An 18,648-nucleotide genomic window follows, 5' to 3' on the forward strand; every position below is an offset into this window, starting at 1 on the left:
ACACCGCCGGACACCTTTTACCGAGGGTCGTATCGGGTTGCACATACCAAGACGGTGTGTGGAACCGGATACGGCCCTCGAACCTTTTCTGCACCCGTGCGGGTGCGCGACGAAAGCCCCGCAGGCCTGAGCCTGCGGGGCTTTCGTGTTTCACGGCCGGGCGACGTTGCGCGTCACGCGCAGGTCTCAAACACGTACTCCTGATCGTCAGGGGTGCTGAGATCCCGATCACGCAGCACCACCGAAGCCGGCGTCTCAGGGTCCGCGCACATCTCCGCGAAGCTGCGGGGGAGCTCGTCGGCGTACTCGATATCGATCACCGCATCGCCATACACCTCCGTGTAGTCCGCGCACTCCCGGTACGCGCCGCACTCCTCGGACACTGCGAAGTCGAAGCCGGCCTCCGCGTGCAAGAGCTCCGCATCCTCCGCGGCGTTCTTCTGGCCCGCGTCGAGCCCGGCGTCGTGAGCGACCTCTACGTACGCCTGCGCCAGGGCGACATTGCCCTCACGCGTCAGCGCACCGTTTGAACGCGTGTACGTGTCGAGATTGTCGAACTCGACGGCGTTGTAGCCATCCTTGGCGCACTTCGTGATCCACGGAGCGACCACTTCGAGAATCTGGGCGCGCGCAGCCTCGGTGGCGGTGTTCAGCAGCACTTCGTTCGGCCAGTCCGGGTCGATGACCGGCCCGGACTCGTTCGCGAGCAGGGCGTCCTCGGGCCAGTCGCTCAGCTCACCGGGCTGCGTTTGGAATCCGTTGACGTAGCAAATCGAGTAGCGGTCGGGGTCGGGTGCATCCATGCGATCCCGAGAGACGATCTCGACCTCCTGCGCCGGATCGTACGCCCCACCCAGTTGGTAGTCGACGACGCCGCCCGCGGGGAAACCGCGCGGCCTGGCATCGGAGGTTGAGTTCGCGTCAGCGTCTGCCACAGGTGACGCCGTCGGTGCGCAGCCGGCGAGCAGGCCCGCAGTGAGCAGGCCGGCCGAGACCAGCGCGCCAGCACGCATCACGCGATTCGCGGTGCACTTGCGCATAGTGACCCCCAGAAGCACCCATCGGTGCGTTGTCGACATGCATCCGATGCTAACTGCGCGTGACGATCGCTGCGAGTCACCGAGCGTCGGTTTCCCGATTCAAACCCGGAAGCGCGCAATACCCGGTGAGACCGCACGGCAGGTCTATGCTCAGCTCGACGACGGTATCGAATCCGTCGGGATCAACGTCGATCCGAAAGGAACACATCATGACCGCTCCCTCATCAGACGGGCGCCTCGCCGACGACGAACATCTCGCCGTACTCGGGTACGAGGGAAAGTTCGACCGCTCGATGAGCCTGTGGGCGAACTTTGCCCTCGGCTTCACCTACCTCTCGCCGTTGGTCGGCGTCTACTCGCTCTTCGCAGTAGCGCTCTCGACTGGCGGACCACCATCGATCTGGTGGATCGTCATCGTCGCCTGCGGGCAGCTGCTCGTGTCGCTGGTGTTCGGGGAGGTCGTGTCGCAGTATCCGATCCACGGCGGCATTTATCCGTGGGCGCGGCGACTTTGGGGCCGGCGTTATGCGTGGCTTGCCGCCTGGGTCTACATCTGGGCGATGATCGTGACGATCACCTCGGTGGCCGAGTTCGGCGCGGGCTTCGTGACCGCCTTGCTCGGCATCGAGCTCACGCCCGCGTCCACCCTGATCATCTCGCTCGCGCTGCTGCTGCTGGCCCTCGCGATCAACTTCACGGGCACACGGTGGCTCGCACGTATTGCGCGCATCGGATTGTTCGCCGAACTCATCGGCGTGATCGGCATCGGGCTGTACCTGCTCATCTTCCAGCGCAAGCATGACTTCTCGGTGTTCTTCGACACTATGGGCACTGCGGGTGACGGGTCCTACCTGCCCGTGTTCATTGCTTCGGCGCTGGCCGGGCTTTTCCTCTTCTACGGATTCGAAGCGTGCGGCGACGTCGCCGAAGAGGTCGCCGACCCGGCGAGACGAATTCCGAAGGCCATGATCATGACGATCCTGGTCGGTGCTGTGTCGGCACTGTTCTCGTTCGGCGGGTACGTGCTCGCGGCACCAAACCTCGAACAGATCGTCGCCGGTGAGGTCGGTGATCCGATCCCTGAGATCTTGACTGCGACGCTCGGTGCAGTCGGCGCGAAGGTGTTCTTGGCGGTGGCGATCCTCGCATTCATTTCGTGCGTGCTGAGCCTGCAGGCCGCCGCGAGCCGCCTGCTGTACTCGTTCGCACGCGACGGGATGCTGCCCGGTCACGTGTGGCTGTCGAAGGTGTCGGAGCGCAGCAAGGTGCCCACGAATGCGCTCATCGTGGCGTGCACGGTACCCGCGCTCATCTGCCTGCTGATCTTCTTCAACGACGGCATTCTGGTCGCCGTGACGTCGTTCGCGATTCTCGGAATCTACCTGTCGTTCCAGATGGTCGTGTTCGCGAGCCTGCGCCAGCGTCTGCGCGGATGGCGACCGGCCGGACCGTTCTCACTCGGGGCTCTCGGGCTCGTCGTGAACGTGCTTGCGCTCGCCTATGGGGTGTTCGCCATGGTGCTGCTGGCGATCCCGGGATCGTCTGGAGCATTCCTGACCGACTACGTCGTGCTCATCGGCCTCGCCGTGGTACTCGTGACCGGCCTCGTGTACCTGTTCGGTGCGCGGCCGGATGCGCAGTCGAGTGCGCCCGAGGGTGATGCGAAGGAGGTCGCCGACGAGATTCGGCGACGCACCGGGCGGGTGACGACGCGCTAGGGTGCGGGATCGCGGTGCCCCGTGGGATGCAGACCGTCTCGGGCACCGCGATCCGCATGCGGCTGCAGCGCCACCGTCGATAGACTCGCGAGCATGAGTGACTTCGTCGTTTCGCTGCCCACGGACTCCGGCTTGAGCGAGGCGCTCGCCCATGTGCAGGGAGTCGAGTTCGTGGAGTGGGACCTTGACGGCCCGGCGCCGCGGGAGCGGCTCGACATCGTCGTGCCCCCGTATCTGGGAGGCAACCGGCCGCTCGCGGCGCTCGAGGGCGTCGATGTTCGCCTCGTGCAGTGGCAGTCGATCGGCTACGACGGGCTCGCGAAGTACGTGAGCGCTGAGCAAGCCGTGGCCAACGCCGCCACGGTGCACGAGACGTCGACTGCGGAGCTCGCGGTCGGGCTCGCCATCGCGGCCCAGCGCGGGCTGGCGGACTTCGTGCGCCAGGGAGATGCGGGGGATTGGGCCGGGCGATCGACACCGAGCCTGGCCGACCGCCGGGTGCTGCTCATCGGGTACGGCGGTGTCTCGCAAGCGATCGAAGCACGGCTCGCGGGGTTCGAAGTCGAGATCTCGCGCCTGGCCCGAACGGCCAGAGAGCAGCAGAACCTCGCAGGTGGCTCGGTTGCGGTGCAGGGGTTCGACGCGCTGCACGCGGCGCTCGCCGACGCAGAGATCGTGATCATCGCGGTGCCGTTGACGGCCGAAACGACGCACCTGCTCGATGCCGAGGCCCTCGCAGCGCTTCCGGATGGCGCCTTGATCGTGAACGTCGCGCGCGGCCCGGTCATCGACACCAATGCGCTGGTTGCAGAACTCACCGCGGGTCGTCTGCGCGCCGCACTCGACGTCACAGACCCTGAGCCGCTCCCGAACGACCACCCGCTCTGGAACGCGCCCAACGTGCTGATCACGCCCCACGTCGGCGGCGACTCCAGCGCGATGCTGCCGCGCGTCGCACACCTCATCGAGCGGCAGATCGCGCATCTGCAGCGCGGGGAGCGCCCTGAGAACCTCGTACTCGGTGAGTGGAACTGACCGAATGCGAGTGCGCGTCAGCGCGCCGGTTGATCCTGCGCGATCTCATTCGACGCCGTAAGGAAGCGCAGAAACTCCACTGCGGCCGTGACCGCGGGATCGGGTTTGCGGCCCACGCGGTACCGGAGCGCGATGTGCCGCACTCCAAGCCCGGGGAGTTCGTGGGTTTCGACGCCGCTCAGTGAGAACTCGCGGAGTGCCAGCTGAGGAAGCAGTGCGACGCCCTCACCGGCCGAGATGAGCGCGAGCGCCGACTGGTGGCTCGCGTACTGATGCGGCGCGATCGCCGCGTTCTCGATGCGAGCGCGCACCCGCTGCGAGGCGTGATACACGCCTGAGCCTGGGTCGATCTGCAGCCAGGGGAGTCTCAGACGATCGAGTTCGACCACGCCCATTGCGGCCTGCGTTCCCGCTGGAGCGACGAGCACCCAGGGGTCGTCGAGGAGCGTGACTTCGCGCACTCCGGGTCCGAGCGGTGGCGGAGGCACCGACTCGTCGCGCTCGATGGCGATGATGTCGTAAGAGGCCGCGCGGAGACCGCGCAGCGTGACGGGAAGGTCGGCCTCGACAGCTTCCAGATGCACGCCGGCAAGTTCGGTACGCCATCGCGGGAGCGCCGGAGCGAGCACGCCGCTCATGAAGCTCTGAAACGCGCCGAAACGAACGGTTCCGCTGGGGAGTTCGCTCGCCGCACCGACGCGTAACGCGGCCTCGTTGACCTCTCGCTCCACGTTCTCGGCCAGCTCGACCAACTCGCGGCCGGCCGCGGTGAGGGTGATGCCGCGCGGGCTGCGCACCACCAGCGGCACACCGACTTCTGCCTCGAGTCGTGCGAGCTGCTGCGACACCGCCGACGGGGTCAGCGTCAACGCTTCGGCGGCCGCAAGTACGCCGCCGCTCCGTGCAATTTGGAGCAGAAACGGGAGTCGCGAGACTGCGATGCGCATATTCAGAAATTCTACACCCTGGATCACGAAAGATTCGATTGTGCTGGATGCGTTCGAGCCTGAGGATAGTCCTGTCGAGCTGCAGGAGCACCGGCCCGTTCAGCGGCCGAATCTCTGCTCGACCTGCCATACATTGAGCGCGAGAGGAGCAGGCAGTGCAGGAGATCGTCGGGAACATTCTGGGCTGGGTCGGAACCCTGGGCACCTTCACCGCGTACGTGCTGATGCTGCGCGGCACCTGGCTCCCGACGACCAAACGATATCTCGTGCTGAACACCGTCGGCGGGTTCCTCGGTGCGGGCGGAGCGATCGCATTTGGTGCCTGGCCGTCATTCGTCTCGAACGTGGTGTGGGCGCTGATGGGCGGGTACGGCCTCTTTGTCGCGATCCGCCGCGCGGCGGTCACCAGTACTCCAGACATGATCATCACGCCCACGGCCGCCCTGCCGATTCTGCCCATGCCGCACGCGTTGTGGGATCCGTCGAGCACGACGGCCTCCTCGATCAGTCTGCCCTGGCTGCCGCGCGAGGGCGAGCCCACCGTCACTGCAGCTGCCATCTCGGATGTTGCCGTCGCGACCGGTGGCGATCCCGAGCGCCGCGCAGCGGAGTATCCGCGTGCCGCGCACGAACCTGCCGCGCCCGGAAGCGCCGTCATCACCGATCTGCTCGACTGGCGCGAATTCAGCGCTGCAGCACGCTCAGCCTGACATCACGCGCGTCAACTCCCGACGCCACCTGAGCAGCGGATGAACGCTCCGGCCCGGTGCCGCCGCGGTCGGTAGACTGGACCCCTATGCCGCCGCGCCACGAGCGCTGCGGTGCCAAGATCCCCGCTTGCACCTTGGAGTGAATACAGAAAATGGCTGAGCAGTCTCGCCTCGATAAGGTCATCGCCCTCGCCCGTCACCGCGGCTTCGTCTTCCAGGCCGGTGAGATCTACGGCGGATCGCGTTCCGCCTGGGACTACGGCCCCCTGGGCACGGCCCTCAAAGAGAACATCAAGCGCCAGTGGTGGAAGGCCGTCGTGCAGAAGCGCGACGACGTCGTCGGCATCGATTCCAGTGTGATCCTGCCGAAGCAGGTGTGGGAGGCCTCGGGGCACGTCGAGGTCTTCAGCGATCCGCTCGTCGAATGCCTCCAGTGCCACAAGCGCTACCGCGAAGATCACCTCATCGAGGCCTTCGAGGAGAAGAAGGGCCGCGCGCCCGAGGGCGGCCTCGCCGAGATCGTGTGCGCCAACTGCGGCACCCGCGGCCAGTGGACCGAGCCGCGCGCATTCTCGGGCCTGCTGAAGACCTACCTCGGCCCCGTCGACGACGAGGCCGGCATGCACTACCTCCGGCCCGAGACCGCGCAGGGCATCTTCGTGAACTTCGCGAATGTGCTGCAGGCGGCGCGCATGAAGCCGCCGTTCGGCATCGGGCAGATCGGCAAGAGCTTCCGCAACGAGATCACGCCGGGCAACTTCATCTTCCGCACCCGCGAGTTCGAGCAGATGGAGATGGAATTCTTCGTCGAGCCGGGCACGGACGAGGAGTGGCAGGAATACTGGATGAACGAGCGGATGTCGTGGTACACCGGCCTCGGCATCAACCCCGACAACCTGCGCTTCTACGAGCACCCCGCCGAAAAGCTGTCGCACTACTCGAAGCGCACCGCCGACATCGAGTACCGCTTCGGGTTCACCGGTGGCGAGTGGGGCGAGCTCGAGGGCATCGCGAACCGCACCGACTTCGATCTGTCGACGCACTCGAAGCACTCGGGCAAGGACCTCAACTTCTTCGACCAGACGAAGAACGAGCGCTACACGCCGTACGTGATCGAGCCGGCCGCCGGCCTCACTCGCTCGCTGATGGCCTTCCTTGTCGACGCCTACCGCGAAGAGGAGGTGCCGAACGCGAAGGGCGGCACCGACAAGCGCACGCTGCTCGCGCTCGATCCGCGCCTCGCACCGATCAAGGCCGCAGTGCTGCCGCTGAGCCGCAACGAGGCGCTGTCGCCGCTGGCCCGTGAGATCGCGCAGGATCTTCGCGACGACTGGAACGTCGACTTCGACGATTCGGGAGCCATCGGCCGCCGCTACCGCCGACAGGACGAGATCGGCACGCCGTTCTGCGTCACCGTCGACTTCGACTCGCTCGAAGACGATGCGGTGACCGTGCGCGAGCGCGACACGATGGAGCAGGTGCGCGTGCCGCGTGCCGAGCTGCACGCGTTCCTCGCGGAGCGCTTGCGCGGAGCCTAGCGAAACGCATCGCGTTTCGGTCGGCTCCGGTGACGCGTAGAAACCCCGTTGAGATCTCGGATCTTGGCGGGGTTTCGTCGTGTGCGGCGCCCGTTTCGGGGTTCGTGCAGGAGAAATTCGATTGCGCGGATCGCCCTGCAAGTTTTCGACCGCAGGTGCGGAGAACTCCTGCGGTTCGGGAGGCGGTCGCCCGCTCCACTCGGGTGGATGTCGGCGGCGGCTTCTAGGATGGAGCGTATGACGAGCACCGGTTCCGAGCCCTCCGAGCGCCCAGAATTTTCGGCACCTGCACCAGTGGGTCCGCCACAGTACGCGTGGGCGCGCCCCGTGATGCAGCTCCAGCAGGTAGAAACGGAACCGCTCGAGTATCACCGGCTGCTGCGCGGAGTGCAGAACTATCGCTGGTGGAAGCCGCTGCTGCTTCTGCTGCTCTCCGGGGTGTACTTCGGAGTCTTCACGATCATCGTGAGCGTCGCGTTCCTGCCGCTCCTACTTCAGCACCCTGATTATTTGAATGGGGTGACAACGGGCACGGGCGCGGCGCTCGATACCCAGGTGCCGGTGTCGGTGCTGCTGAGTCTCGTGTCGATCATCATCATGATTCCCGCGGTGATCCTCGCGATGCTCACGCTGAATATGCGGCCCAATGGGCGCGTGTGGTCGGTGGCAGCGCGCATCCGCTGGGGCATGCTCGGCCGACTGTCGCTCGTGGCGCTGCTCGCTGTCGTGGTGATGAATGTCGCGGCGATCGGGTTCGAGATCGCATTGAACCCGGCATCGCTGAATGATCCCGCCCCGACAGCGGCTGCCGCAGACTTTGACTGGACCGCAGCGTGGACGTCGCTCGTCATTGTCATCCTCCTCGTGCCGCTGCAGGCGACTGCCGAAGAAGTGGTCTTCCGTGGCCTCTTCATGCAGGTGCTCGGTTCGTGGTTGAAGAGCCCGTGGTTCGGCATTCTGATTCCCTCGGTCGGGTTCGCGCTCGCCCACATCTACGACATCTGGGGGCTGCTCTCGGTCGGCTTGCTCGGGGTCGTCGCCGCCTGGCTCACCTGGCGCACCGGTGGGCTCGAAGCTGCCATCGCGATTCACATCGTCAACAACCTCATCGCCTTCGGCTTCATGACGTTCAACGTCGGGGGCGAGACCGCCCAGGTCGAGCAGACCGGAGGCGCGGGGTCAATGATTGGCTCTGTGGTTGGGTACGCCCTCTTTATCTGGCTAGTGATTCGCGTGTTCCGCAAACACGGCTATGGGCGCACGCGCATCGACATCGTGCAGATCCAAGTTCCGATGGCCACGGGTGCGGTTACTGGTGCTGCTGTTCCGGGCCCCGCTCCGACCACGCCGGTGACCGGCACGGTCGCGCCGGAAGAGGAGCAGCCGCGTGGTTGATGTCTATGTCATCGGAGACGGAATTCCTGAGCTTGCGGCCGCGCTCGAACTCGCGGAGGTCGGGCTCACGGTGCGAGTTGCGCGAGGCGGGAGCGTGCCTGCCGCCGAAGGCGCAGACACGCCGGTAGGCGCGCTGGCGCCGTTTGATCCGGATCGAGTGACCGACCCCGACGGCACACTGCGAGAGTTTCTCACGCACGTCGCTGCACCGCTTTCCGTTGGGGGTCCGGCGACACCGGGAGCTGCTTCGCGGGCCGCAGCGCCGGAGTCGGTGCTGCTCCGGGGCGCGAAGAGCGACCCCGTTGAACAACCGATGCCATCGGTCTTCGGAATTCCCGCAGTACCGCTCTCGGAAGCGAGCCTGGCGGTGCTGGGAGGTGCAGGAGCGACTCGTGCCTTTCTTGATCGGGTGATGCCGTTGCTGACCATCGGCAAAACCCAGCGGCTCGGAAAGCTCGTGCGCGCGCGCATCGGAGCGACCGCACTGCAACGTCTCGTCGAGCCGTTGGTGCGCGAAAAGTACGGGGTCGCTGCAGACGCCGTCGATGTGGCGATTGCGGCGCCGGGCCTGAACGAGGACGTGACGACCGCAGGTTCGCTCTGCGGCGCCGCTATGGAATATGCCGCGCGTTCCGTTGCACGTGAAACCTTCGTGCAGCCGGTTGACGGCTGGGAACAACTACGCGAGACGCTGCTCGACCGACTTGCGCTCTACGGGGCAGAGATCGTCGATGCGGGTGTTGTCGCTGTCGCGGAAGTCACGTTCGATGTGACGGACTCCTCTGCGGCTGCCGCTTCAAATGAGTCGACCTGGCAGGTCACGGAGCGGGGAGACGCCGCGGTCGATGCCTCCATCGCCGCACGCGCGGTGGTGGTCGGTGAGTCTGCGGTGGGTGCCGATGTGCTTCCGCAGGATGCAGTAGAGACCTCACACGCGCGATGGGTGGTGACCGCGGAAGTGAGTGCGCCCGAGTGGGCCGGTGCGGCGGCGAATCCGACGCCCGCGAGAGACCTGGTCGAACTCGCACGTGATGACTCGGGCAGCGTCTGGGCCGTGCGCTGGCAAGCCCCAACGGTGCACAGTGTCGACGGTGCGATCGGAGGTGGCTCGTGGACGATCCGGGCGAGCAGCTCGATCGGGGTGGTGTCTGAACTTGAGAGCGATGAGGTCGCAGCTGCGGCACTGGGAGCGGCAGGTGCAGCGCGGGTGCCCGGCGGTGGTCTGCACGCATTCACCGTGCTGGCTCCGTTCGCCACGAAGAGCGATCGCGACCGCGCGCTGGCGCATACCATGTCGTCACGCGAAGCGAAATCCACTTGCTTGAGCGTCGGTACTCATGCGCATAGTGGAGACCTCGCCACTGCGGTGTACGACGCACGTGAGGCGGCGGTGCGGCTGCGCCGACACCTCACGGGAATTGCCGAGTGACGCCTGAGAGATCAGGTATATAACCGAAGGCGCATGCAACGGGCATCGACCCGGAGTAGGCTGGGCGAAGACCAGGAACCGCCACGAACTGGAGGCATCATGAAAGGCAAGATCGCATTCGTTCTCGGCGCAGCTGTGGGCTATGTTCTCGGGAGCCGAGCAGGTCGTGAGCGCTACGAGCAGATCAAACGGGGCGCTGAGCAGGTGTGGCAGACTGCGCCGGTGCAGCGCGGCATCGACGCCGTCAAAGACGCGACGCGCGGTACGGTCGAGAATCTCAAGGATTCCGCGCTCCGTGCAGGCAAGAACGCCTTCACCGCGCTGGTGAACCAGCAGGACCGTCGCCCGGACGCCGCGGCTCCGTCAGCGCGAACTGCCGCAGCCGCTGGCCGGGCGGCCGACCGGGCTGCCGCGACCACCGCGAATCCGCGCGGGGCAACGGCTACGTCGTTGAATGGTGACGGCGGCGCGGCAGACTCCGCAGATACCGCTGACGAGGCGCGCGCATGAGTCGCAAGCGTCGAGACGAAGCCGGCACGTTCGAACTGCTGAGTCGTCTGCCACAGCAGATCGTCGGCCTAGCGCAGGTCGAGTACCAGAACGCCAAACGCGAGATCGTTTCGAAGGCGAAGAAGGCCGGCATCGGCGCCGGTGCCATCGTCATCGCGCTCTTCTTCGTCTTCTTCATGCTTGAGGCGCTCGTGATTGCAGCGATCGCTGCGCTCGCGCTCGTGTGGCCCTGGTGGCTCGCAGCGCTCGTCGTCGCAGCTGGTTTGCTTGTGCTCGCAGCGCTCGCGATTCTGGCGGGAATTGCGCTCGTCAAGCGCGGCAACCCGGTGCCCGAAGAAACACTCGATCGTGTCGGGGGAGACATCTCTGCAATGGGCGAGGTGCGCATTAACGCCGAACCCCCGGTACCGCCGCAGCAGCACCGCGCCTCGCGCATGCCTCGCGTCGGAGAAGAAGGGAACTGGCGATGAGCCACGAAGAGAAGCTGCAGGGCGTCGCAGACGCGGCACAGGCGCGCGCAGAGCTCTACGACACGCTCTCGCAACTGAAGGTCCGTCTGAACTACGCGCAGCGCGTCGACGACGCCGTGGACGACGCAAAGCAGCGCATCGTTGCTGAGAAGCGACGCAATCCGCTCGCATTCGCCGCAGGCGTGGCGGGCGTTGCAGTGATCGCCGGCCTGACCGTCTGGGGCATCGCCACGGTGGTCGCGAAGAAGCTCCGTTGAGCCTTCGCCGCGCGAGCGAGGCCGTCTGAACGCAGGTCACAGTTCGGTTGCGTTCGTCGATGCAGATGCCGTCATTTTGCTTCCTCGCGGCGGCAAGGTAAGAATAGGGTCAACGGAATTCCGTGAAAGGCCAGGCCGCAGTCTCCGGTAGATTGATGTGTCGGCCATTTTTATTGGTGTCGAGTGAGTGGGGTGTATGTCTGCTGAGGCAAAGCCGCTCAGTGGTCTTCGGGTGCTCGTTCCTCGGGGCGGAACCTGGGGCGATCTGGTCTCGAGGGCTCTCCGTGAGCAGGGAGCGCACACGGTGATCGCGCCGCTCGTTGACTTCGCGCACACGAGCGAAGAAGACAAGCTGGTCGATGCGCTCAAAGAGCTCGAGGCAGGAAGCTTCGACTGGATGACAGCGACGAGCTCCACCGTCGCCGACGTGCTCAAGCATCACAACGCTGTGATTCACCCCGACACGAAAGTCGCGATCGTCGGCGAAGCCACCGCAGTCGCGTTCACGGACGCCGGCTATCCGATCACCCGCACGCCGAGCGAAGAAAATAGCACGTACGCGCTGCTCGACGAGTGGAGCGAGATCAACACCGACGAGGTGCTGAAGGTGCTCACCCTGCGCTCGGACGTCGCCGTTCCGGTGCTCACCGAAGGCCTCACCCAACGGGGCCACGACGTGACACAGGTGTTGGCATTCCGCACGGTCGGAGTGCCCGCATCGGTGCACATTCGAGAAGACATTGAGTCGGGCCGCATCAACGCGCTGCTCGTCGCGTCGGCGAAGATCGCCGAAGAGGTCGCCTCGCAGTTCCCGGACATCCCCGAGAACACCATCGTCGCTTGCGTCGGCGTCAACACCCTCGAAGTCGCTGCGGCTCTGGGGCTTCCGGACGACGCGAACGATCCCTCGCACCCGGTGTACGCCCCGAAGCGCGCACTGATCGAAACGGTCGAATCGGTGATCGACCAAAGCGACATGCTGGATTGAGCTGATGGCCAGAGTCGAGGTACACCCGGATCGCGTGATCATTCGGCTGACCGCGTCTGAAAAGATCGCGGCGATGCGCCGACGAGATATCGAACTCGATCGCACCGCGATCACCTCTGCCATCGTCACCGATGACCCCTGGGTCTGGGTACGCGGGGTGCGTGCACCCGGCGCATCACTCCCCGGAACACTTGCCGCCGGCACCTGGCGCAATTTCACGGGGCGCGACTTCGTGCTCGCTCGACGCGGACGCAAAGCCGTCGTCATCGATTTCGAGACGCCCGAAGGCGCTGACGAAGATCACGGCTGGCACGGCGAATTCGACCACTTCTCGCGGGTCATCGTGTCGACCGTGCACGCCGGCGAATTGATTCAGGCCCTGCGCCTCGACGGCGGCGCGACTGCGGTCGACGCCGGCGCCTGACACAGGGCCCGAACTTCGTCTTAGTCGCGCACCAGCACCAGCGACTCGAGATCGATGCGCGTACGCGGAGCGACCTCGCGCTCGCGGAGCACCTCTGACAGGTCATCGACGGAGCCGATCTTGCCGACGACGCTGATCGAGACGGGGAGCTGGCGATCCTCCAAGCCGAACGCGGCGCGAATCGCATCGCGATCGAACCCGCCGAGCTGGTGCACGTGCACGCCTTCCGCGGTCGCCTGCACGCTCAGGTGCGCAACGGCCTGGCCGAGATCGTACTCCGCCCACGGGCGAGCGTTGCCCTCGGCATCGGCGGTCTCGGCGATATTCACGATGAACGCCGCGGCGCTGCCCGCCCACTGGCGGTTGAACCCGGCGAGGGTCTCGGTGATGCGCTCAAAGTTCTCACTGCCGCGGCGGGCCACGATGAAGCGCCAGGGCTGCGAGTTGTTCGCGCTCGGCGCCCAGCGGGCCGCCTCGAGCAGACCACGAAGAGCCCCCTCGGGGAACGCGTGGGTGGCGTCGAAGGCGCGGGGGCTCCAGCGCTCGGCGAGGTGTTCGATGACGGGGGCGCTGGTCTGGGCGGTGCGCGGGCTCACGGGAGACTCCTTGGATCGTGCGATTGTTTCCGACTCAGCAGAACGCCTCGCCGTGACGCGGTATTCCCCAGCGCGAAATGTTTGCACTCAGTGCGAGCCGAGAAGCCACGCGATCGCGGCGATGATGGGCAGTGACGCGAACGTCGTGAGGAAGACGATGTCGCGGACCATCGTTTCGCCCTGGCGATACGTGGCCGCGTAGTTGTAAATGTTCTGGGCGGTGGGCAGCGCTGCGATGATGGTCGCGACGAAGACCTCGTGGTCGCCGAGCCCGAAGGCCTTCGCGAGCCCCCAGGCGATGACCGGCATCAGCACGAGCTTGAGGGCCGAAGCGGCGAAAACTGCTCCGCGACCGGTGCCGGGCTGCAGTGCGCGCTGCCCGCGCAGCGAGATGCCGAAACTGAGGAGCACCATCGGGATGGCGGCGTTGCCGAGCATCTCGAGCGGTGCCGCGACGATGTCGGGAACACCCCACCCGCAGAGGGCGAAGATCAGGCCGAGCATCGAGGCGATGATGATGGGGTTCGAGGCAGCTCGCCCCAGCGCGGCGGCGGCACCCCGCATGGCTCCGCCGCTCCGGGCGCGGGGCGGCTCAGCGCCGGCAGCGGCGTCGCCGTCGAACAGCTCGCCGCGCCGACCCCGGCGCGTGGTTTCGAGCATCGAGAGAATCGTCGGGGCGAAAAAGATCAGCTGCACGAGAATGAGCGGTGCGACGTACGCGGCGTCGCCCAGGATGTACACGGCGACCGGGAGCCCGAGGTTGTTGGCGTTGACGTACCCCGCCCCCGCAGCCCCCAGCGTGGTGCTCGCGAGGTCGCGACGAAACCACAGGCGCGACGACACGACGAACAGTGCGGCCACGATGAGTGCGGCGAGTGTAGTGATCAAGATCACCGGTGAGAGCACGATGGCCGGGTCGCTGGTGCGCAGCACGGTGAAGAGCAGCGCGGGTGTCGCGACGAAGAAGGCAACGTTGTTGAGTACTCGTCGCTGTTCGCCCTTGACGACGCCGAAGAGGGCGGTGAGGTAGCCGGCTCCGATCACTCCGAGAATGAGCGCGAATCCCTGCAGTACCCCGAACATTCAGCTCCCTCCCGCTGCTTTCATCCTAGGGGCGGAGCGGGCGGTGGCGTCGCGACGGTGTCAAGCGCCGTAGCAGCCTCCTCGAGTACGACCCGGGTGAGGCCGTCGAGCACGGGGGAGTCGAGCTTCCACCGCTGCCAGTAGAGCGGCATGAGGATCGGCCGATCTCCGAGGGCGACGAGCCTGCCGTCGGCGAGACCTGCCGCGCATTGCAGCTCGGGGAGCATGCCCCAGCCCATGCCGAGTTCGATCGCGAGCGCGAACTCGGCGGAGGAGGGGATGAAGTGCTTCGGCGGGTCGATGCGGCTGCGAGTGACGCGGCGGATGAACCGTTGTTGAAAGGCATCGTGCCGGTCGAACTCCAGCATGGGTGCCGTCGCAAGCGCGTGCGCGGTGACCCCCTCACTGAAGTGGGTCGCGACGAATTCGGGGCTCGCGACCGCGCGGTAGTGGTCGGTGCCGACACGTGTCGAGGTGCAGCCCGGAACCGCTTCGGCGGTGGCGGTGAGCGCCGCCACCGCGCCGCCGCTGCGCAAGCGTTCGGTGGAAATAGTCTCATCGGCGCGCAGCACCTCGAACGTGGCGCCCGTTTCGCGGGCGGCGCGCGCGAGCGCCGGCACGAACCACGTGGCGAGCGAATCGGCGTTGACGACGATGGGAATGAGCGCGGCGCTGCGGTCGGAACCGTGCTGCCCGAGTTCATTCGCAACATCTGCGGCGATGCGATGCATCTGCCGTGCGGCGCGCAGCACCACGGCGCCGGAGGCAGTGACCGAGACCGGTCGGGTGCGGGCGATCAGCACGGTGCCGACGCGCTGTTCCATCGCGCGCACCCGCTGGCTGATGGCGGAGGGCGTCACGTGCAGGCGACGCGCGGCGCCCTCGAAGCTGCCCTCGTCGATGATGGCGGCGAAGGTCTCGAGGTGCTCGATTGGGAAGTCCACATGGCTACCTTAAGCACAGCTCATGCAACTGAAGAGGATTGAGGGACGCTGAAGTGGCGCGGATGCGTCGGCGAGCTCTACCGTCGGAGCGTGATCATTCCATTTCTCGTCGGTGCCGGCAGCGGACTCTCGCTCATCGTGGCGATCGGTGCGCAGAACGCGTTCGTGCTGCGCCAGGGCATTCGGCGCGAGCACGTGCTGCCCGTCGTGCTCATCTGCGGGCTGGCCGACGCGGTGCTCGAGACACTGGGCGTGGCCGGCATCGGCTTCGTCGTGCAGCGCGCGCCGATCCTGCTCGAAATCGTGCGCTGGGGCGGCGTCGCCTTTCTGCTCTGGTACGCGTGGTCAGCCGCGCGGCGGGCAATGCGCCCCGAAGCGCTGCTCGCGAGTGAAGGCGAGTCGACCACGCTGCGCCGCACAGTGCTCGCGTGTCTCGCGATCACGCTGCTGAACCCGCACGTGTATCTTGACACGATGGTGCTGATGGGCACCATCGGCAACGCGCAGGGAGATCCGGATCGCTGGTGGTTCGTGCTGGGTGGCGCGATTGCGAGCCTGTGCTGGTTCTTTCTGCTCGGGTATGGGGCCCGCCTGCTGACCCGGTTCTTCGCGAGCCCGAAATCCTGGCGCATCCTCGACGGGATCGTCGCGGTGACGATGCTGGTGATCGCCGCGCGCCTCATCTTCGGCGGCATCGCGCACTGACTGCGCAGCGCACGGACCGCGCAGCGCACGGACCGCGCCCGCGTCAGCCTTCGGGCGGAGCGGGGACGAGCCGGTACAGCACTTCGGGCCGACCGCGCTTGCCGTACCGGTGGGCCAAATCGATCGCGCCGATGTCGACGAGGTAGTCGAGGTAGCGCCGCGCGGTGGGGCGCGAAATCTGGCACTGCGCCGCGAGTTCGACCGCGGAGATCGGGGTGACCGGATCGAGCGCTTCGAGAACGGACTCCAGCGTCACCTCGGAGATGCCCTTGGGCAGTGACGGCGTTGCACGACCTCGGTCGATTTCGGCGGGCGACGGCAGGGTGATCCGGCCCGTTGACTGCAGCCGATCGATCTCGCCCTGCGCCAGTGCGAGTTCCCGCGCGCCCCCGGCATCGGTGCGTCGTTCGCTGCGGTACGCGGCGAGACGCGCCTGCAGCGCCTCTTCGGTGAACGGTTTCACGAGGTACCCGGCGACGTGCGCGGCGAGCGCCTGGCGCACCGTGACCTGATCGCGGGAGGAGCTGATCACGAGCACATCGGGCGACGCCTCGTGCAGGGTGCGCAGACGATTCAGCACCTCGATGCCGCTGATATCGGGGAGGCGCATGTCGAGCAGCACCAGATCGACATCGCCGCGCAGACCGTGCTGCACCGCGGCGCGACCCGTTCCCACGGTCGCGGTCACGACGAACCCCGGAGCGCCGGCGACGTATCGGCTGTGCAGCATGCGCGCGCCCGGGTCGTCATCGACGATCAGCACGCGCAGCGGAGATGCGGCAGTGCTCACGTGCCCACCTTCAATTCGAACCGGAAACGGGCGCCGCCGAGGTCGGAGCGCCCGAGCTCGATCATGCCACCCCGGTCGGCGATCGTGCGGCGTACGAGGTCGAGACCGATGCCGCGCCCGAAGCCTGTCGCGTCGAGCTTCGACGAGAACCCGCGCGCGAACACCCGGTCTGCGGCGGCGGGGCCGATGCCCGGACCGTCGTCGGCGACCTCCCCGTGGAATGCGCCGTCGCGTTCGATGAGCGCGCACCGCACGCGCGTGGCGCCGGCCTCGCCGGCATTGCGGCAGAGGTTGGCGAGTACGAGCACGACGCCCTCATCGACATCCGACTCGACCTCGATCGCGGTTTCGAGTGCGGCGCCGAGGCCCCCCAACTCGGCGCGCAGCGCATCGAGCGTGGCGCGGAGCAGAGGAGGCTCGGTCGTGGCGCCGGTGGTGCCCGCATCGACAGGAGCGGTGCGGTCGATGTAGGCGAGCGCGTCAGCGGTGTCGCCGTGCGAGACGAGGCCGTGAATGACGTGCAGGCGGGTGTGGAACTCGTGTGTCTGCTCGCGGAGCGCCGCAGCGGTGCGACGGGCGCTCTCGGCTTCGAGCGCGATCGCATCGAGACGACGGAATCGCCGCTCGAGCAGCGCGGCGAGCAGGGAACTGGCGACGGTTCCGACGAGCAGCGCGCCGAGTGCCCAGGGCAGCAGTTGCCGGAGCGCGGCGTCGAAGTCAGCGGAGATGCGCGACTCCAAGATGCCGACGGAAAGGGAGCCCACGACGGCTCCGGAATCATCGCGCACCGGCACCTTCGCGCGGAGGGTGCGGCCGATCGTGCCCTCTTGGGTGCCAAGAAACTCCTCGCCGTCGAGCACGTCATCGAGTGGCGTCGAGACTTCTCCGCCGCGCATGGCGGGGTTCGGGTGCGTGATGCGCAGCCCACGGTTGTCGGTGATGACGAGGTAGTCGACCCCTGCCGCCTCCTCGACGACGTCGGCGAGCGGTTGCAGTTCGCGGGTCGCCGCGGTGAGATCGTCGCCCGTGTGGTCAAGTACGCCCCGTACCTGGTCGAGCTGCGCGAGGCTCGTCGCGACATCGCGCACACGGTCTGCGGTCGCCTCACGGATGCTGGTCTCCTGCACCGAGATCGCGATGCTCGCGGTGACTCCGACGCCGGCGAGCACGAGCAAGGTCGGCAAAGCGAGGATCGCGACGCGCGCCCACCGAGAGGTCGCCCAGCGTGGAGAGGCGCTGCGTGCAGCCACTCCCGGCGATCCTCCCGTGCTCATCACCGCAGGGCGCCTCACACGTCGAGTGACTCGCCGTCGGCGAGCGTGAGCAGTTCCTTGCCGGTGAGCTGCTGAGTGAAGCGCGCGAACGAGCCGCGGCCGAGGTCGCTGAGCATCATGTCGTGGATCTGGATGGTGCGCTTCGGTGCGACCGCGCGGACGAAGTCGACGAGATGCTCCATCTTCGTCCAGGGCCCCGAGCTCGGAGCGAGCAGCGTGGCGACGCGCGCCTCGGGCACGACGTAGGAGTCGCCGGGGTGGTAGACCGCGTCGGCGCCGGTGGTGTCGCTCGAGATGAGGTAGCCCACGTTGCTCATGAGCGGAATGTCGGGGTGGATCACCGCGTGCGCGCCACCCACGACGTCGACGGTGAAGCCGCCCGCGTCGAACTGATCGCCGGGCTCGACCGGCGTGACCTGGCCCCCGTGCGACCCGAGTGCGGCGACCACGCTCTCGGGTGCCCAGACGCGCAGCTCGGGGCGGGTGACGAGCGCCGCCTGCAGCACTGCCGGGTCGAAGTGATCGGGGTGGTCGTGCGTGATGAGCACGGCATCCGTCGCGGCGATGAGCTCGCCCGCGTTGGCGGTGAACGTGCCCGGGTCCAGCAGCAGCGAGCGGCTGCCGTCAACGAGCGCGATCGTGGCGTGGGCATGTTTGGTGAGGCGCATGGCGCACACTCTACAACTCCGCCATCTGGCCCGCGTGAGCATCTATGAGCACAAAGCCGGTCACGCGCCTCGACGCTCTCGCCCGGTGGCATCGTGGTGCAGTCGGCGCGGCACAACGGAGTCCGCG

At 66.8% G+C, this 18,648-nt stretch carries 20 protein-coding genes; 12 read left to right on the forward strand and 8 right to left on the reverse strand.

Annotated elements, in window-relative coordinates; genetic code table 11:
- Positions 1–173: 173 nt before the first annotated feature.
- Entirely contained in the window at positions 174–1,079 is a 906-nt protein-coding gene (locus tag CH42_RS00200) for an endo alpha-1,4 polygalactosaminidase (RefSeq protein ID WP_239683888.1), read from the reverse strand.
- Between the two features lie 170 nt (positions 1,080–1,249).
- On the opposite strand from CH42_RS00200, the gene CH42_RS00205 reads away from it, so the two are divergent.
- Both CH42_RS00205 and CH42_RS00210 read left to right on the forward strand, forming a co-directional pair.
- Complete coding sequence (locus CH42_RS00205; RefSeq protein WP_053351211.1) at positions 1,250–2,758, forward strand: APC family permease; 1,509 nt, start codon at positions 1,250–1,252, stop codon at positions 2,756–2,758.
- 93 nt (positions 2,759–2,851) lie between these two features.
- Positions 2,852–3,793, forward strand: coding sequence for a 2-hydroxyacid dehydrogenase (locus CH42_RS00210; RefSeq protein ID WP_053351212.1), 942 nt, complete (start codon positions 2,852–2,854; stop codon positions 3,791–3,793).
- 17 nt (positions 3,794–3,810) lie between these two features.
- Here CH42_RS00210 and CH42_RS00215 read toward each other — a convergent pair whose 3' ends face one another.
- Positions 3,811–4,740: a LysR family transcriptional regulator gene (locus CH42_RS00215; protein ID WP_053351213.1), complete on the reverse strand. Its 930-nt coding sequence runs from the start codon at positions 4,738–4,740 to the stop codon at positions 3,811–3,813.
- A 155-nt stretch (positions 4,741–4,895) separates the two neighbouring features.
- Between CH42_RS00215 and CH42_RS00220 the strand changes: the two genes are divergently transcribed.
- From CH42_RS00220 to CH42_RS00260, 9 genes are all read left to right on the forward strand, one after another.
- A complete protein-coding gene (locus CH42_RS00220; RefSeq protein WP_053351214.1) occupies positions 4,896–5,450 on the forward strand; it encodes a hypothetical protein in 555 nt (184 codons plus the stop codon).
- A 152-nt stretch (positions 5,451–5,602) separates the two neighbouring features.
- Entirely contained in the window at positions 5,603–6,988 is a 1,386-nt protein-coding gene (locus CH42_RS00225; protein ID WP_053351215.1) for a glycine--tRNA ligase, read from the forward strand.
- A gap of 237 nt (positions 6,989–7,225) precedes the next feature.
- Positions 7,226–8,383 (forward strand): CPBP family intramembrane glutamic endopeptidase, encoded by a 1,158-nt coding sequence (locus CH42_RS00230; protein ID WP_082309189.1) that lies wholly within the window; start codon positions 7,226–7,228, stop codon positions 8,381–8,383.
- Positions 8,376–9,812 carry a hypothetical protein gene (locus CH42_RS00235; RefSeq protein WP_053351216.1) on the forward strand — a complete coding sequence of 479 codons (1,437 nt, stop codon included), beginning with the start codon at positions 8,376–8,378 and terminating at the stop codon, positions 9,810–9,812. Before CH42_RS00230 ends, CH42_RS00235 begins: the two co-directional genes overlap by 8 nt.
- Positions 9,813–9,911: 99 nt before the next feature.
- Entirely contained in the window at positions 9,912–10,322 is a 411-nt protein-coding gene (locus tag CH42_RS00240) for a hypothetical protein (protein ID WP_053351217.1), read from the forward strand.
- On the forward strand, positions 10,319–10,792 hold the full coding sequence (locus CH42_RS00245) for a phage holin family protein (RefSeq protein WP_053351218.1): 474 nt from the start codon (positions 10,319–10,321) through the stop codon (positions 10,790–10,792). Before CH42_RS00240 ends, CH42_RS00245 begins: the two co-directional genes overlap by 4 nt.
- Positions 10,789–11,049 carry a DUF3618 domain-containing protein gene (locus CH42_RS00250; RefSeq protein WP_053351219.1) on the forward strand — a complete coding sequence of 87 codons (261 nt, stop codon included), beginning with the start codon at positions 10,789–10,791 and terminating at the stop codon, positions 11,047–11,049. The genes CH42_RS00245 and CH42_RS00250 overlap by 4 nt, the downstream gene beginning before the upstream one ends.
- Positions 11,050–11,245: 196 nt before the next feature.
- Positions 11,246–12,037: a uroporphyrinogen-III synthase gene (locus tag CH42_RS00255; RefSeq protein ID WP_053351220.1), complete on the forward strand. Its 792-nt coding sequence runs from the start codon at positions 11,246–11,248 to the stop codon at positions 12,035–12,037.
- 4 nt (positions 12,038–12,041) lie between these two features.
- Entirely contained in the window at positions 12,042–12,461 is a 420-nt protein-coding gene (locus CH42_RS00260) for a hypothetical protein (RefSeq protein ID WP_053351221.1), read from the forward strand.
- A 20-nt stretch (positions 12,462–12,481) separates the two neighbouring features.
- Here CH42_RS00260 and CH42_RS00265 read toward each other — a convergent pair whose 3' ends face one another.
- From CH42_RS00265 to CH42_RS00275, 3 genes are all read right to left on the reverse strand, one after another.
- A complete protein-coding gene (locus CH42_RS00265; RefSeq protein ID WP_082309190.1) occupies positions 12,482–13,057 on the reverse strand; it encodes a nitroreductase family protein in 576 nt (191 codons plus the stop codon).
- An 87-nt stretch (positions 13,058–13,144) separates the two neighbouring features.
- On the reverse strand, positions 13,145–14,140 hold the full coding sequence (locus tag CH42_RS00270) for an AEC family transporter (RefSeq protein WP_053351222.1): 996 nt from the start codon (positions 14,138–14,140) through the stop codon (positions 13,145–13,147).
- A gap of 20 nt (positions 14,141–14,160) precedes the next feature.
- The gene (locus CH42_RS00275; RefSeq protein ID WP_053351223.1) at positions 14,161–15,084 is read right to left on the reverse strand and encodes a LysR family transcriptional regulator ArgP; all 924 of its coding nucleotides are present in this window, start codon (positions 15,082–15,084) and stop codon (positions 14,161–14,163) included.
- 90 nt (positions 15,085–15,174) lie between these two features.
- Here CH42_RS00275 and lysE point away from each other — a divergent pair, with 90 nt between their 5' ends.
- Positions 15,175–15,789: an L-lysine exporter gene (gene lysE / locus CH42_RS00280; protein ID WP_053351224.1), complete on the forward strand. Its 615-nt coding sequence runs from the start codon at positions 15,175–15,177 to the stop codon at positions 15,787–15,789.
- A gap of 43 nt (positions 15,790–15,832) precedes the next feature.
- Here lysE and CH42_RS00285 read toward each other — a convergent pair whose 3' ends face one another.
- The 3 genes from CH42_RS00285 to CH42_RS00295 are packed head-to-tail and all read right to left on the reverse strand — an operon-like array spanning position 15,833 to position 18,521.
- Positions 15,833–16,579 (reverse strand): response regulator, encoded by a 747-nt coding sequence (locus CH42_RS00285; RefSeq protein WP_075205163.1) that lies wholly within the window; start codon positions 16,577–16,579, stop codon positions 15,833–15,835.
- Entirely contained in the window at positions 16,576–17,829 is a 1,254-nt protein-coding gene (locus CH42_RS00290; protein ID WP_239683889.1) for a sensor histidine kinase, read from the reverse strand. Before CH42_RS00290 ends, CH42_RS00285 begins: the two co-directional genes overlap by 4 nt.
- Positions 17,830–17,867: 38 nt before the next feature.
- On the reverse strand, positions 17,868–18,521 hold the full coding sequence (locus tag CH42_RS00295; protein ID WP_053351225.1) for an MBL fold metallo-hydrolase: 654 nt from the start codon (positions 18,519–18,521) through the stop codon (positions 17,868–17,870).
- Between the last annotated feature and the right edge of the window lie 127 nt (positions 18,522–18,648).

Origin of the sequence: Leucobacter musarum subsp. musarum, assembly GCF_001273845.1 — a bacterium.
Taxonomy (GTDB): domain Bacteria; phylum Actinomycetota; class Actinomycetes; order Actinomycetales; family Microbacteriaceae; genus Leucobacter; species Leucobacter musarum.

Excerpts from the sequence above, each read along its gene's own strand:
- CH42_RS00250 (WP_053351219.1), top strand. The coding sequence starts at position 10,789 with ATGAGCCACGAAGAGAAGCTGCAGGGCGTCGCAGACGCGGCACAGGCG.
- CH42_RS00270 (WP_053351222.1), bottom strand. The coding sequence starts at position 14,140 with ATGTTCGGGGTACTGCAGGGATTCGCGCTCATTCTCGGAGTGATCGGA.
- CH42_RS00245 (WP_053351218.1), top strand. The coding sequence starts at position 10,319 with ATGAGTCGCAAGCGTCGAGACGAAGCCGGCACGTTCGAACTGCTGAGT.
- CH42_RS00260 (WP_053351221.1), top strand. The coding sequence starts at position 12,042 with ATGGCCAGAGTCGAGGTACACCCGGATCGCGTGATCATTCGGCTGACC.
- CH42_RS00230 (WP_082309189.1), top strand. The coding sequence starts at position 7,226 with ATGACGAGCACCGGTTCCGAGCCCTCCGAGCGCCCAGAATTTTCGGCA.
- CH42_RS00295 (WP_053351225.1), bottom strand. The coding sequence starts at position 18,521 with ATGCGCCTCACCAAACATGCCCACGCCACGATCGCGCTCGTTGACGGC.
- CH42_RS00240 (WP_053351217.1), top strand. The coding sequence starts at position 9,912 with ATGAAAGGCAAGATCGCATTCGTTCTCGGCGCAGCTGTGGGCTATGTT.
- CH42_RS00225 (WP_053351215.1), top strand. The coding sequence starts at position 5,603 with ATGGCTGAGCAGTCTCGCCTCGATAAGGTCATCGCCCTCGCCCGTCAC.
- CH42_RS00205 (WP_053351211.1), top strand. The coding sequence starts at position 1,250 with ATGACCGCTCCCTCATCAGACGGGCGCCTCGCCGACGACGAACATCTC.
- CH42_RS00255 (WP_053351220.1), top strand. The coding sequence starts at position 11,246 with ATGTCTGCTGAGGCAAAGCCGCTCAGTGGTCTTCGGGTGCTCGTTCCT.
- CH42_RS00215 (WP_053351213.1), bottom strand. The coding sequence starts at position 4,740 with ATGCGCATCGCAGTCTCGCGACTCCCGTTTCTGCTCCAAATTGCACGG.
- CH42_RS00210 (WP_053351212.1), top strand. The coding sequence starts at position 2,852 with ATGAGTGACTTCGTCGTTTCGCTGCCCACGGACTCCGGCTTGAGCGAG.
- CH42_RS00200 (WP_239683888.1), bottom strand. The coding sequence starts at position 1,079 with ATGTCGACAACGCACCGATGGGTGCTTCTGGGGGTCACTATGCGCAAG.